The organism is Paenochrobactrum sp. BZR 201-1 (assembly GCF_044987585.2).
GTDB lineage: Bacteria > Pseudomonadota > Alphaproteobacteria > Rhizobiales > Rhizobiaceae > Paenochrobactrum > Paenochrobactrum pullorum.
Map to the genome: position 1 here is coordinate 1 of NZ_JBJDRZ020000031.1, position 14,401 is coordinate 14,401.

General features: G+C 45.6%; 12 protein-coding genes, 1 tRNA gene and 2 pseudogenes. 5 read left to right on the forward strand and 10 right to left on the reverse strand.

The window, feature by feature from the left end; genetic code table 11:
- Positions 1-380 precede the first annotated feature (380 nt).
- Positions 381-2,156 carry a TIGR03767 family metallophosphoesterase gene (locus ACI0FR_RS14985; RefSeq protein ID WP_461667968.1) on the reverse strand — a complete coding sequence of 592 codons (1,776 nt, stop codon included), beginning with the start codon at positions 2,154-2,156 and terminating at the stop codon, positions 381-383.
- Between the two features lie 236 nt (positions 2,157-2,392).
- Positions 2,393-3,391 carry a hypothetical protein gene (locus ACI0FR_RS14990; RefSeq protein ID WP_461667969.1) on the reverse strand — a complete coding sequence of 333 codons (999 nt, stop codon included), beginning with the start codon at positions 3,389-3,391 and terminating at the stop codon, positions 2,393-2,395.
- 513 nt (positions 3,392-3,904) lie between these two features.
- Between ACI0FR_RS14990 and ACI0FR_RS14995 the strand changes: the two genes are divergently transcribed.
- From ACI0FR_RS14995 to ACI0FR_RS15005, 3 genes are all read left to right on the forward strand, one after another.
- Positions 3,905-3,980, forward strand: a tRNA-Thr gene (locus ACI0FR_RS14995).
- A 210-nt stretch (positions 3,981-4,190) separates the two neighbouring features.
- Complete coding sequence (crcB, locus tag ACI0FR_RS15000; protein ID WP_374834028.1) at positions 4,191-4,580, forward strand: fluoride efflux transporter CrcB; 390 nt, start codon at positions 4,191-4,193, stop codon at positions 4,578-4,580.
- 10 nt (positions 4,581-4,590) lie between these two features.
- Positions 4,591-4,971 carry a CrcB family protein gene (locus tag ACI0FR_RS15005; protein WP_461667970.1) on the forward strand — a complete coding sequence of 127 codons (381 nt, stop codon included), beginning with the start codon at positions 4,591-4,593 and terminating at the stop codon, positions 4,969-4,971.
- A 183-nt stretch (positions 4,972-5,154) separates the two neighbouring features.
- On the opposite strand, the pseudogene ACI0FR_RS15010 reads toward ACI0FR_RS15005, so the two are convergent.
- A pseudogene (locus ACI0FR_RS15010) lies at positions 5,155-5,731 on the reverse strand (IS6 family transposase); the annotation flags it as partial.
- An 8-nt stretch (positions 5,732-5,739) separates the two neighbouring features.
- Between ACI0FR_RS15010 and ACI0FR_RS15015 the strand changes: the two are divergent.
- Positions 5,740-6,081: pseudogene (locus tag ACI0FR_RS15015) on the forward strand (DDE-type integrase/transposase/recombinase); the annotation flags it as partial.
- A gap of 84 nt (positions 6,082-6,165) precedes the next feature.
- Here ACI0FR_RS15015 and ACI0FR_RS15020 read toward each other — a convergent pair.
- From ACI0FR_RS15020 to ACI0FR_RS15045, 6 genes are all read right to left on the reverse strand, one after another.
- Complete coding sequence (locus ACI0FR_RS15020) at positions 6,166-6,843, reverse strand: ABC transporter permease (RefSeq protein ID WP_374834032.1); 678 nt, start codon at positions 6,841-6,843, stop codon at positions 6,166-6,168.
- On the reverse strand, positions 6,833-7,555 hold the full coding sequence (locus ACI0FR_RS15025; protein ID WP_374834034.1) for an ABC transporter permease: 723 nt from the start codon (positions 7,553-7,555) through the stop codon (positions 6,833-6,835). The genes ACI0FR_RS15020 and ACI0FR_RS15025 overlap by 11 nt, the downstream gene beginning before the upstream one ends.
- Before the next feature lie 150 nt (positions 7,556-7,705).
- Positions 7,706-8,500: a transporter substrate-binding domain-containing protein gene (locus tag ACI0FR_RS15030; protein ID WP_374834036.1), complete on the reverse strand. Its 795-nt coding sequence runs from the start codon at positions 8,498-8,500 to the stop codon at positions 7,706-7,708.
- 63 nt (positions 8,501-8,563) lie between these two features.
- Complete coding sequence (locus ACI0FR_RS15035) at positions 8,564-10,525, reverse strand: DUF2817 domain-containing protein (protein ID WP_445482849.1); 1,962 nt, start codon at positions 10,523-10,525, stop codon at positions 8,564-8,566.
- A gap of 44 nt (positions 10,526-10,569) precedes the next feature.
- Positions 10,570-11,673 carry a 2Fe-2S iron-sulfur cluster-binding protein gene (locus ACI0FR_RS15040; RefSeq protein ID WP_374834038.1) on the reverse strand — a complete coding sequence of 368 codons (1,104 nt, stop codon included), beginning with the start codon at positions 11,671-11,673 and terminating at the stop codon, positions 10,570-10,572.
- A gap of 9 nt (positions 11,674-11,682) precedes the next feature.
- The gene (locus ACI0FR_RS15045) at positions 11,683-12,723 is read right to left on the reverse strand and encodes an aromatic ring-hydroxylating dioxygenase subunit alpha (RefSeq protein WP_461667971.1); all 1,041 of its coding nucleotides are present in this window, start codon (positions 12,721-12,723) and stop codon (positions 11,683-11,685) included.
- A 128-nt stretch (positions 12,724-12,851) separates the two neighbouring features.
- On the opposite strand from ACI0FR_RS15045, the gene ACI0FR_RS15050 reads away from it, so the two are divergent.
- Positions 12,852-13,766: a LysR family transcriptional regulator gene (locus ACI0FR_RS15050; RefSeq protein WP_374834042.1), complete on the forward strand. Its 915-nt coding sequence runs from the start codon at positions 12,852-12,854 to the stop codon at positions 13,764-13,766.
- A gap of 146 nt (positions 13,767-13,912) precedes the next feature.
- Here ACI0FR_RS15050 and ACI0FR_RS15055 read toward each other — a convergent pair whose 3' ends face one another.
- On the reverse strand, positions 13,913-14,182 hold the full coding sequence (locus ACI0FR_RS15055) for an integrase core domain-containing protein (RefSeq protein WP_374834044.1): 270 nt from the start codon (positions 14,180-14,182) through the stop codon (positions 13,913-13,915).
- Between the last annotated feature and the right edge of the window lie 219 nt (positions 14,183-14,401).

Here is a 14,401-nt window from a genome sequence, read left to right on the forward strand (position 1 = left end):
CACACCGCTAAAAATATATGGCACGAAAATCGCATGCCTCAAAGCCGCGTAATAACGGCATCATAGGTAAAATTACGACCGACTTCAGGTTAAAGTTACAGCGCCACGCATCCTGCGGCTTGGTTTGTTGACTACTGTCGCTTGGCATTTAATTTGGGGGTCCTTTGTAAAACCGGATGAAAAAACAGAAGCTTTTGCTCTGTTGCTTTGTCATAGATCAGTGCTGTTTACGGTTCAACAACAAAGAGGGATGAATTTTGTTCTATAAGTTTATCCAAAATATACCAACGTATAGGCTGCTATAGAATATTTGATTTCTTGAAGATAAGAATATGCTTGTAGATGTCAGGCGGGTTTGTTATTGCCCTGACAAATGTGTTTTATGCTAAAGCAAATGGTCTTCTTATAATTAGCTCGACATTGAGATCTTCCGGCAAACCAAGCCGGAAAGGGCGGTCAAGTGCCGGATCATTAACCGCAAGTTCAAGGCTTAACGCGGCAAGCGATGCGCGTGTCTGCCCGCCTTGGCGAATAATGTCTGCCGGATCAGAATGATCGATCATGATGGCAAAAACAGAAAGTGTGCAGTCGCTATTGTCCAAAATCTCGATAGTGCGGGCTTGCTGCGGATAATCGATATGTGCTGCGGTATTGATCTCCCACAGGCCGTGGCCACGACCGTGCGGGTCAGGGTGGCACCAAACACGATTAGCGTGCATATGGCCGTTAACCCAGAGCACAATATTGGGAAAGCGACGTAGCAGTTCCAGCAAAGCATCCGAGCCTAATCGGTCGCTTGTTGTCTCATGAGGGGCATGGGTGAGATTGTCGAAGGTGCGTGAATTGTGATGCGAGAATAGAACAATGAGCTGATCTTTGTTGTTCGTTTCGATTAAGACACCGTTTTCATCATAATAGCGGGCATGAAGATCAATGAGTGTTTTGGTCAGCCATTCAACCTGCGCGGGATCAAGCGATCCGTCCGGCCCTCCGTTGGTGTTGGTGCTGTCCATCATAATTCCGGTGACTTTATCGGCCATTTGGAAGGTATAATAAGCGGTTTTTTCGCTCAGGTTATCCGGACTGAAGCCATGTCCGGCCGGCCCGTAACTGCCGGTTTTTTCCAAATGGAGGCGGATGAAATCTTCCTTGCTAAAGGGTTTCCTTTTAGCCGCGCTGGTAATGGTGCGCACTGGCATTTTGGCAATCAGCCCTTCAATACCGTGCTGATCGGGATGGATAACGGCACCGATGAAGTTCTGCAGTGTCATGCCTTCCGGAATGCCGGTCGGCAGTTTGTCGCCAGTGGCAAGCAAATCCAGAAAATGGCTGAGGCCGCTGCCATTGGGCAAAACACCGGCATCCATTAAATCATGATTGCCAAAACCAGTATACCACGGAAACCTCAAACCTTCCGATGCAATAGGTGTGCTTACTGCATCAATAAAACCTTCAATAACAGGATAGCCATAAGCCCGTTTCCAAACATCGTCCTGCTGGTTGGCTTTGACCGGTTCCGGATGCCAAAATGCGTCATAGGCATTGCCTTCCAGCGATGTTTCATCTTGCAAACCTTGATAACGGCCGCCAGTCGCATTGAAACTGGTTTTTTCACCATTCAACACAGCAATGACTGCCTCTAATTCATGCAACCCGCGGCTATCGGCATTGTCTCCGGTGGAAATAGCAAAGTCAAAAACACGTTGTGATATCGGGCCTTTTTGAATTGCGTTGATACGGCGCACCATCGCGTCCAGCACATGAACGGTGAGCGTATCTTGCGCACGGGCGGCATTGGATAAAGGCGCGCCATTGATGGTGCCTTTATATTGGCGCAAAAAGGATGCGTGGGACGGTGATGCCGCATCAATAATATGCAAATCTGTGACATGAGCAAAAGAAACAAGGGGGTTACGTCTTGCTTCGCGCTCAGTGAGCGCCTCGCTTAAATCCTCACGCACAACAATTGGCCAGCCATTATCAGCAGCAATGCAACGATATGATTTTCCTTTAGATAAATATTCGCCCGGAACCAGAGAGCGTGTCAGCGTAGTTTGATCATCGGGTGTTTCTTCCGCAGCAAAAGCGCTGGAAATGCCACATCTGCATGTGGAGAGAAAAGGGGTTGCAAGGGTGGTGAAAAATCCTGTTTTCAATAAATTTCTTCTAGAAGTATAAAACGGCATTATAAGACCCTTATACTTATGATTATATTTAATAATCATATTGAATTTATTTAATTTTACTTCAACATATCGTCATTATTTTTCTAATTGTTGGCGTTATTATAGGCATAAAAAGCAATGTCTGTAAATCACACATTGTTGGCGTGAAACAGTATGAAAATTGTAAAAAGAATGATGTGAATGATTTTAAGCTTTGATCAGCCGGATTATTCCGGCTTACCGACCCTGATCGCAAAGATGTCAACAGCACGGCCAGTGCCATTCAAGTCGCTGGTGACGCTGATGATGCCGCTTTTTTGTGTCTTTTTATGCGTATCAAATTTGACATCAAACAGAAAGTCACCTTGCGATCCGGTTACGTCGTAACGGCGACGTTGACAGTCGCCCATCTCGCCAAAATCACACGTTACCGACATTTGTACAGGTTTGCCTTCGCTGCTGCGTGCAACAATATCAAAAGTCGCGGTGGTATTCACGAGCTGGTTGAGGATACCTTCACCGACATCAAAGCGGATAGTGTCTTGAACAGTTGGTGATTTGATGCGCAGATAATCAACGCCTTCAACGCGGGTAATTTCTGCAGTTGCAGTACCACTTAACGAGATGCGTGTTGCATCTTTGGGTGTAAAAATTGTGATCCATTTGGCGTCATCCGGATTTTCACCTTCCTTGAAGGGGCCGGTATTCAGGGATGAATGATTGTTTCCTGTGGGTGAGAAGCTAAGATCGCTCAAACTATTGTAGATTGAAATGCCAATGATACCAAAAACTGCGAGTGAAATGAGCGGAACCGCCAATCTCTTAAATTTTGAGCGTCTCTTAGGGGGAGTGCTTTTGGATTTTTGAATACGTTCCGGAGTCTGGCCGAAATCAGCCATCCCGTCATCGTGTTGTACTATTTTACGTGAAGGAGCAACGCGATCAAGTGAACCGCTCAGATCACTCTGATTGCTTTCAGGTGCTGAATTGACCGGGTGCTGTGAAGAGCTCGTTTGCTGCGTAGCATATTCATGTTCAATTTGACGGATACTATTTGTCAGCTGTTCACGCCGCTGGTTGCGGGTGGTTTCATTAAGCTGTGTATTTTGTGATAATGCACGCTCATGCGCTTGCCATGCAGAAGTGTAAATCCGCTGACGTATTTCAGAATCTGTCGCATCAGCCTTTGTTAATGCGTTACGTATGGCGCGTTCGATGCTTTCCAAATGCTGGTCTTTCTTAAGGCAATGCTGGTTCAATGCGTTTGTCGTCAGTTTCAGATTTAGCCAAATTCCCTTTCTAATCAAGGGCTTTTAATAATTCATTTACCAGTTATTGAGCGTTTAGAATGAAATTCTCAATAGGCTTATTTATAAGCTTTTGTTTTAATTGCATAAAATAAAGTTGTTTTTATGTTTTTTGAATGATTGTCCGTGATAACCGTTTGTTTTGTAAAGTTTTATTTCGTGAATAGTTCTGTTGAGGATTTTTCAATGTAGTTGAGATAATATACTATTAAGAAAATTTTAGCTTGTCTTGCTGTCATTTTTACACGATTAAAACCCGATTTCGAACATTTGTAACATAAGAAATGGGTCGATACTGGATATTGTGTGATTTAGTTGGAGCTGAGTTTTCTGTCTTGCTTTTATGTTGTTTTTTCGTTATTTGACGCATGCGCTTCTCTTAAAAGACGACTTTTTTTGATGCGTCTTACTCATAAATAAAGAGTATCGCTTGCCGCTTTAGCTCAGTTGGTAGAGCACATCATTCGTAATGATGGGGTCGTAGGTTCGAGTCCTATAAGCGGCACCAATAAAATCAATGACTTAGCATCAAACTCTACCCTTTCATAACTGCCTGTGTCACCATTAGTGATATCTCGTGACACATAGCTCATAATTGAGCTGAGCAACCGTTCGCTCAAATCGAATGGTTGAAAGCTCCAGCGGTTTCTACTTGTGCGATTTTTTTTTCACCCTACAAATAAGTGTCGTGTAAGTTCACAAATTCGTGGGGATGCGAATGCAACCGTTAGATATTTTATGGGTTGGGCTAGGCGGTGGTTTGGGATCGCTTTTTCGCTGGTGGGTCGGGAAGATGGCAGGTGAAAGCTATAACGGCAAATTTCCACTGGGAACATTTCTGATCAATATAACCGGCGCTTTCGCAATTGGTTTTTTGTCAGTGCTATTCTCTGTGGAATGGTACGAGCGTTTCGGCGATGTGTTGAAAGCGGGTATACTGACCGGCTTCCTCGGTGGATACACGACATTTAGTTCAATGCAGCTTGATGCCGTGAAGCTTGCTCGCGATCATTATCAAGGCTTGGCAATCTTTTATTTGGTGGGTTCGGTTTTGGTCGGCTTAGCGGCGGCGGCATTCGGCGCATTGCTCGCAAGCTGGATAGGGTGAGGGAAGCACGATGATCAATACCATCATACTAGTCTTTATCGGCGGCGCTGTCGGTGCAATGCTTCGTGAGTTTTTAATGCTAGGAGTGCCGAACTTATCAAATGGCATTCCAATGTCGATTTTGGTCGCGAATGTCGTCGCATCATTTCTACTTGGCTTAGCCACCGGCCTTTATAAAAAGGGCATTCTCAGCTCAGGGGTAAACACACTGCTAGCTACGGGTGTCATGGGTGGGCTTTCCACCTTCTCAAGCTTTGTATATGGCGCTTATGTTCTCATGTCTGGATCAGCAGCAGGGGTTGTCCCAGCGATAGCTTATTTAGTTCTCAGTATCGTCATTGGCTATGTAGCTGTTTTACTTGGCCTTCGGATCGGCGACAGAAATAATTGAAGTCGTTGCTTCTATTGTACGGGGCTGACCTTTCTTCTTGACCACCCGCTGCGCCTCTGCCAGTTCGGGGGAGATGTGTATGGCCGACGGAAAGATTATATCAGCCTCTGTATATGGACCCTCGCTAGAAGGTACTGTAACTTTAACCTGCGGTCGGCCGTAATTTTACCTATGATGCCGTTATTACGCGGCTTTGAGGCTTGCGATTTCGCGCCATATATTTTTAGCGGTGTGTCGTAATTCACGGTGATGGGCGGCGTTGAAATGATTGCGGGGAAAGTAATGAAGATTGTAAATTGGATCATGGATTGATGTGAACCTTCGCACATGTCGCGCTGATTTGAAGCGTTTCATGATCCGCTCTCATCGCCGTATTGGTTGATGAGAATTCTCAGCGCGACTATTCAACCCATTATGCTGACGATGTTCACAAACACCAATGCCTATTTCTCGTTTGGCCGCGCCATAAGAACCCAGCTTGTCTGTGACCATAACACGTGGTGAATAGCCATGACCGGATAGAAGCTTACGCATAAAATGCTTGGCAGCCTTTGTATTGCGGCGTTTCTGGACAAGGACTTCAAGTAAAAAACCATCCTGATCAACTGCACGCCACAGAAAATGGAGCTTGCCTTTGATGGTAATAACAACTTCATCCAAATGCCATTTATCGCCAAGACGTGGGGTGCGACGCCGGATTTTATTGGTATAAATCTCAACCGGATTTCTCCGCCCATTCACGTACCGTTTTATGGGTAACAGAGCCTCGCCATCTCCCAATTGAAGGTCCAAGGTAAATGTCGCGCTAGTCTTGTACACCGCCAAGTCAAATATCTGAACAATACTATTGAGGCTGATCACGGTAAGCTGAAGCAACTGATCAAACCAGTGCGAGGGTTCAAGACGCTGAAAACGACCTATGCGATGATCAAAGGTTTCGAGGTCATGCGCGCTTTGCGTAAAGGACAGGCTGCATTTTTCAATCTCACAGGCGATATGCGTGGAGAAGCACGTATCGTTGAACGTGCTTTTGGCATCAGACCAAGTGCACTGACAGAAGCCGTAGCTCTGCTCGCTCAAAATCCTGAAAATCGCCATCCTCCCAGATAATCGGGGGCTTGACTAACGATCATCATAACCAGAACGCAAATTTGCAACAGAGCCATCAAGCGCTGTTTCGATGGCATTCTATCATTAAAACATGCTCAGTCGGCGTTCAAAGTACCGAACAATCATAATCAACGTCAAACTGATGGCCAGATACAGTACACCTGCCAAAGCAAAGACTTCGAAAATCGCATAGGTCTGGCTCATCAAACGTTTCGCATAACCTGTAATTTCCAAAACCGTGATTGTCGAAGCTAATGATGTTCCTTTAACGACCAGAATAACCTCATTCCCATAGGCAGGCAGCGCCTGTCTGATAGCGAGCGGAAAGCGGATCCGGCGGAACTGTAAAAAGCGTCCCATACCACATGCTTTAGCGGCTTCAATCAATCCGACCGGTACAGACATCAATCCACCGCGCAAGATTTCAGACGTATAAGCGGCTGTATTTAATGACAGTGCCAAAATTGCACAACGCGTACCATCACCGAAAATCCACCATAATACCGGATTGTGACGTACGAAGTCGAACTGTCCAAACCCGTAATAGAACAGGAAGATTTGCACCAATAGAGGCGTTCCACGGAAAAATGTGCTGTAGCCCTTGGCAAATTTTGCCGCTATCCGACATTCAGACAAACGCGCCAAAGCCAACCCAAGGCCTAGATTAAAACCAAACAATATGGCCAATCCGGAAAGAAGCAGAGTTTTGCTTAAACCCTGCATGAGGACAGGTACGGTTTTCTGGATAAATTCAATGTCCATGCTCGCCCCCGCTGACTTGTGATTTCATGCGATTTTCAAGCTTGTCGAAACCATGTTGACTGACAAGCGTAATTAGCAAATAGGTTAAGGCGGCGATCAAATAAAACAAAAACGGGCTGCGTGTTGAACCTGCGCCAACGGATGCAATACGCATTAGTTCTGCCAAACCGACAACCGACACCAAAGCTGTGTCTTTGATTGTAATCTGCCAGACATTATTCATACCCGGACCTGCAATGCGCAGCATCTGCGGCAAAATAATGCGGCGGAATATCCGCCAAGGCGACATACCTAATGCGCGGCCAGCTTCAATATGACCACGTGGCACAGATGCCAAAGCACCCCGAACTACTTCGGTTGAATAAGCACCAGAAATAATGCCGATCGTAATGACTGCAATCACAAATGCGTAACCACCGGATGCTAGGCCTTGATAACCAAAAGCCGTGGTTATTTTATTGACAACTTCAACCGAGCTGAAAAAGAGCAGATAAATGATAAGCAGTTCAGGCACACCACGTACAACGGTCGTATAACCGTCAACGACAAAGTTAAACGGCACGACCCGCGCCCATTTAATAAGACCGCAAGCAATACCGATGATACTGCCTAAAATCATACTAAGTACACCGACAGCAATGGTAATGGAGGCACCGCGTATAATTGCGCCAACCCATCCGCCTTGCCAGACCTGCAAAAGTCCGAATTCCATCAAAGCACCATTCATATTCTGAGTGAATTGACTGAAGCATATAAATGCCGTGAATGCTGTTGATCTCGGAAATGTAATCCGATCTCAAGAGCAAGGACAGGAGCATTTTTTTGCTCCTGCTTGTTTTTATTTGACAAATATAGCCGGTCTTTATTCACATGGATGTGTGATGTCCATTTTGAACCATTTCACACTGGCTTTACCGATTGTACCATCTGCAATTGCAGCACAAAGTGCGACATCGATTTTTGCTTTCAGGTCTGTATCGTCTTTACGAAGACCAATACCCACGGCGTCCCCCAATGTTTCATCAGATTTGCTATCAATCGGAACATTGATCAGCTGGAATGCGCTGCCGTCAGCCTTTGCGAGAAAATCATCTGCTGCGGATAAATCTGAGAAAGAGACATCCACACGTCCGCTGGCCAGATCGATTTGCATCTGATCCAAAGAATCATAAGTCTTCAGATCAACATTCGGTAAATATTTGTTGATGTAAAGCGCATGTGTTGTACCTGATTGAACGCCAACGCGCTTATCAGCCAGAGCTTTCAACAACGTTTCCCAATCAGTGATGCTGGCTAAATCATCAGACTTTTGAACAACAAAGAAATTCGGCAAATCACCATAACCTTTAGAGAAACCGATCTCTTTCTTGCGTTCGTTGGTGATAGACATACCCGAAATGATCGCGTCAATCTGCTTGGCTTTCAAAGCCGGAATAAGGCCATCAAAAGCTTGCACCACGAAACGGCATTTTGCTTCCATTTTGTCACAAACGGCCTGCCCGACTTCAGCGTCAAAACCGGTAACATTACCGTTGGCGTCAGCAATACTCCACGGTGGATATGCGCCTTCAGTACCAATGATGATTTCACCATCAGCCGCTTGAGCGCTATGAATTGAAGCGGTAAAAGCAGCAGCAAGTGCTAAAACTTTCCACATAGTATTCCCCTTTTTATGATTAATAAGACGACCTTTTTGTCAGGTCTATTCAGGCAAGCGACTTTAAATGAATGTCCGTGCCAGAAATTGTTGCAAGCGGGCAGATTGAGGATTTGTGAACAGCTGCTCCGGCGCGCTCTCTTCCTCCACTTTACCTTGATGCAAGAACATAATTTTATGCGAAACTTCGCGTGCAAACTGCATTTCATGTGTCACGAGGATCATGGTATTCCCCTCTTCCGCAAGTTGAGCAATAACCCGCAAAACTTCACCTACCAGTTCCGGATCAAGTGCCGAAGTCGGTTCATCCAACAAAATCACTTTAGGCCGCATGGCCAAAGTACGTGCAATAGCTGCACGTTGCTGTTGCCCACCAGAAAGCCTGCTTGGCAAATGCCCGTGCTTGTCTGATAGTCCCACTTTTTTTAACAATTGATGGGCGTGTTCGATCGCCTCTTCCCGGTTTTCTTTCAGCACATGCACTGGTGCTTCAACAATATTTTCCAGCACTGTCATATGCGGCCAGAGATTGAAATTTTGAAACACCATACCGACATTGGCACGAATACGCTCAACCTGACGATTATCAGCAGGAACCGTTTTACCGCCGGATCCCTTTTTCATGCGTATTTCTTCACCATCAATGATGATGCTGCCGCCATCTGGTTGTTCAAGCAGATTAATGCAGCGCAAGAATGTACTTTTTCCCGAACCGGAAGAACCAATCAAAGAAACAACCTGACCAGGCTGCGCAGTCAAACTCACGCCATTCAAAACAGAAAGACTGCCAAATGACTTATGAAGTTCTACGACTTTAACCGCCGGCTCACCCTCTTGATTGGTATCCGGCGCGGTCACTCGTGCAGGCTCAGCTTTTTGAATGGCCGATAAACTGATTAGCGAATTTAAAACGCGGTTGAAGTGCGAAACACTTGCCGGAATGCAGGCTTTTTCCCAATTTTCATCTTCAGGAATAAAAGCTTTTCTTAAATCAGCTTTAATTTTTTGCGCCAATGGCGCTTGTAGGTCGCCATAAAGATGCAACCAATTATCCGCGCGAACGGCATTATTGACATGATGGCCTTCAAGCGTTCCACACTCAATCACCAATGGCAGCAAGAATGTATCCGGTAACATTTTACGCATAGCCGCAGATACATAACCGGTTGCAGTCGCAGCAATGCCACTATCTGTTACTGCATTCGTCCCGGTGACGATGACATTTAGTGCAGGGCCGAATAAATCGCGCCCCCAATCTATGCCTTCATGGTCCTTAGTTGTCACAGACAAAAGTGCGGGATAAGCATAAGGACCCGCACCCGTATGCAGATCAAAAAATGCTAGTTTTTCTGCATTTTGTGCGAAGGTTGCGATAATTTTATGCAGTGTCTCATTCGACCATTCAGCTTTAGAACCACCAAAAAACAAGCCATCAGAAAACTCGTATTGACCGGTCTCAATGATATTGAGCACAGCTGCATTGCTGCCAAACAGTTTAACGGCTTCGGCATATGCTTTTTCTGTTTCAGCACGTCCTGTACCTTCAATCTCAGTATAGACCGCAGCTTTATGTACCTGTCGGTATTTTTCATTCAGAGGTGGAGCTTTGTTCCAATCAATGAAGTTACGGTTCAGGTCTACGTTATTTTCCGTAACGCGCCGCATCCATGCAGCACCCCAAGGATTAATCAGATGGATCATCAAAATCGCAACATCATCCGGCAAACGGTCTGCGTTCAGTTGCTGCAGCCATTCACTCTGGCAGGCAGAACCATAAGCAGCCTCCGCGCCATGTGTGCCGGAAATAACAACAAGCATCTGTCGTGCGTTACTTTTGCCCAGCAACGCCACAGTAGTTGCAATTGCTTCGCCGGCGGGGCCAGGCAATGGATGCGGATATTCAGTGACTGTAGCTTTTGCCTTTTGAGCAGTTTTTAAAAACCGCGACTGCATTGCATGATAATCAGTCGGAATAAATCCTGCTGTTGAAGACAGTTTTTCGCTGTGAGTGTTAGTCGCATGCATGGTCGGCTACACTTTCATAAATAATACTATCATGACCTATTGAGCTATAGATCAAGCACGATAGATGAGGACGGGCGGGCGCAGCATAACAGCACCTTGTCAGAAGCCATTTCATCAAGTGGTTCTTCAAAATAAGTTATCTCACCCGAAATAAGGCCGTGGACACAGCTGCCGCAAATACCGGCACGGCAACTGAACTCCGGCTCAACACCATTGGCTTCTAAAAAGTCCAACAATGACAAAGCACTATCATCCCAGACAAGTTCAAGACCACTGCGTTGTAAATGCACCTTACAGCCGCAGCTATCTACCACTTTTGGTGCTGCTGGGACCGGTTGAACCGGCTTAGCCTCACCGCCACCAGCTTTTAACAGGCTTGCAGGCCCGAAAAACTCATAGGCAATACGCTGATCACTAACGCCCATTTCTATCAGATAATCATACATTGCCTGCATGAAAGGGCGTGGGCCACAGAGATAAAAATCATAATCATCAAGCGGTAACAAAGTCTGCAAGCGGGCTTTAGTTAGCACACCTTCTGAATGATGATGATTGTCAATTCTATCCTGATCGTTCGGAAAACGATAACAATAATGTACCTTTATCAGGTCATAATTGGATGCAAATTCAGCAATTTCCTGCTTGAGCGCATGGACACCGCCATGATCACAAGCATGAATGAAATGAACCTGACGATCTTGCTCAGCCGACAATTGGCGCAGCATTGAAACCATAGGGGTCAGGCCAACACCGCCAGACAACAACACCACAGGACGTTTTGTAGTGCGATCGAGTTTAAACGCTCCACGTGGTCCATCAATTTCCAGAACACTGCCTTCATCCACGGCATCATGTAGCCAGCATGAAGCATGCCCATCTGCATGATCCGGCTGCAAAGCCGCCTCACGCTTAATTGTAATACGATAATATCCCTCATCACCCGGTGCGGACGAAACGGTATAATTACGTAAAACAAAGCCTGTATTTTCCTTATCTGGTATACGGATTGTTAGGAATTGACCTGCCTCAAAATCTGTCCAATGGGACGCGTTGATCGGTTTGAGGACAAACGATGAAATCGTTTCACTCTCACGAATTTTTGACACCACTTTAAAAGGGCGAAACCGGATACGATCAGCATTTGCCATGTTGCACGCTTATTGAGCTGCAACAGAGTTTTCCTCTGTCTCGGCAGCAATCATCTGAGCGAGCTTGCGACGGAAACGCAAAGGACCGGCATCAATTTTTAAATCCAAATGCGGTGTTTTCTGGTTGGAAATGCCATAATGGACGGCTTCTAAGACAACGCGATCTTCTTCAAAAGCGCCACGTACAGACTTGGCAAAACTTGCAGATACTTCAGCATCATTCGGTTTAAAATTACGCATCTGGAACCAGTAATATTTGGTGTGATTTTCATCCACCGGTGTCATGAAATTATAACTATCCATCAAGAATGTATTTTCAGGCAGAGTTTCTCCTTCACCACCAGCTCCACTTGGCGCAAAAATAGCCTTAATAATCGCATTGCTCGGATAGCGCACTTCATAATGCTGTTTGCGGTCTGTATTGCCTTCAAATTGCAGAAAAGGCGCGTAGAATGGTGCAGGTTCTGAATCAAGCATCCAACGCCAAACGGTCACACCATCTTCAGCAACTGTGGTTTCCAGTGGCGTTTCTTCACAAGCAGAGCTGGCAAAAGATGATTGATGCACCCATGCGACATGCGAAGGATCAAGCAAATTATCTGTCATATAAAGATAATTACACTTCAGCATCATGGATTCGCCACGGTTAACACCCCATGATGGGTCATCAAAATGCTCGACATAAAAGATCTTAGCAGGATCAGCCTGAGCCGGTTCGCCCATCCAAACCCATACCAAGCCGTACCGTTCTTCAACCGGATAGCTGCGCACACGTGCAACATGCGGAATGCGCTCAGCGCCTGGCACTCGTGTGCAAGTTCCGGTGCAGTCGAAGGTCAAGCCATGGTAGCCACATTCAACATCATCACCTTTGATGCGCCCCATAGACAACGGCAATTTACGATGAGGACATGCATCTTCCAATGCTGCGGCTTTACCATCTTGGGTGCGGTAAAGAACAATCGCATCACCTAACATTGTGACAGCTTTTAACGAGCGACCGACTTCATGATCCCATGCTGCGACATACCATGCATTTCTCAAAAACATTACTAAGTCCCCTTGAACGTCTCAATTTTTATTTGATAGTCAGGGTAAATAAGCCTCAACTCAAGCAGGCTTGTGCTACGATACTGTTTAGAATAACTAAAAAGTAGCAGGAGGAGGACAACGCATAAATGATCAGAACATCCATCAAAGGATTACAAACTTTTGAAGCTGTCGGAAGATGCGGAACCGTCACTTCTGCTGCCCGCGAATTGGGTGTTTCACCCGGTGCCGTCAGCCAGCAAATTCGAGCTTTAGAAGATAGCCTGGGTATTGCGCTTCTCGAGCGTAAAGGCCGGCATGTTGAGTTGACGACATGGGGTCGGCTATATCATCATGAAATCACTAAAGGCTTCATGCAATTATCTAAAGCTGATGATGTTCTTGAGCGTGCAAAAACGGAAAACACTATTACACTCAGTGCCTTATCATCAGTTGCGAATCGATGGATAGGTAGCAGAATTTTCGATTGGCATGTCTTACATCCTGATTCAAAAATCAAAATCAATGGTCAGGAAAACGAGCCTAAATTAGGTCATGAGCCAGTCGATTTTCGTATCACATATGGCAAGCGTTTTGAGGCGCATGAGCATTACACCGAGCTCTATACAGATTGGGTCGTTCCTGTCTGCTCACCACGCTTATTAGAAGGTCGCAGTCTTCATTTTCCTGCAGATATTTTATCATTTCCACTCCTCAGTCTGGAATGGGAAGAGGACTTTCTGCCCCCACCAAGCTGGGCTGATTGGGCACATCACATTCAAGCGGATGATAAACTAAAAATATCGAGCTGCCAGTTTAGTCTTTCCAGTAGTGCGATTGGCGCCGCTGTAAATGGGCGGGGATTTGCATTAGCACAGATCTCTATGATAGATGATGAATTGAAGTCTGGTAGTCTAATTATCCCTTTTGATATTCGACTTAAATTGCCTGAAAATTATGTTCTTGCATGGGATCGTTCTGCGCTTCAAAAGCCATTTGGATTAGCCTTTCAGCGTTGGATTGTACAAATGGCACGTAAACAGGCGCAAATATCCCAGCAATAATGTCGCAAATTTTTGTAAGCAAAAGACATATGCGTCGACTATGACGTTTATTTCTATGGCTTAATCATAGTGTGAAAGTTCCTCAGCTAAACTGAAGTGGTCCTGTTTTTTGAACAGGTTTACTGTCCAGCTAAGATGCACCCTGGTTAGGTGTCATGCTGCTTGGTTGATGTGTATTGCGCCAAAGTATGCATCATCCGGTGCTTGTTTATCAAGGGGGTGTACGGTCGCTCTGTATTATAAAATCCAATCCAGTCTTTGATTATACGTTTGGCTTGGAAGCCGTCCAGCAATTCATGTAGATATACGGCTTCTTGCTTGAGGGATCGCCATAGTCTTTCGATGAAAATGTTGTCGAGATAATGCCCACGACCGTCCATTATTTTTATCTTGGCATCGGCCAGAATGTTGATCATCCTCTAATTAGTTCAGACCTCCGGCTTCCAGCCGGAAATGCGCTTTAGCGCTCGACTTTATTGAAGGTTTTGTCGCTTTGACCTACAAAAAAGAAGGCACGATTTCGGGCTATACAGAGTTCTGACGGCTCTATTCCCTTAATTTCGGCGTAAACATCTGCAGCGATAATAGGGAATGACCGACAGCCGCCCATCTCTTTATCACCGCCATCGTTTTCC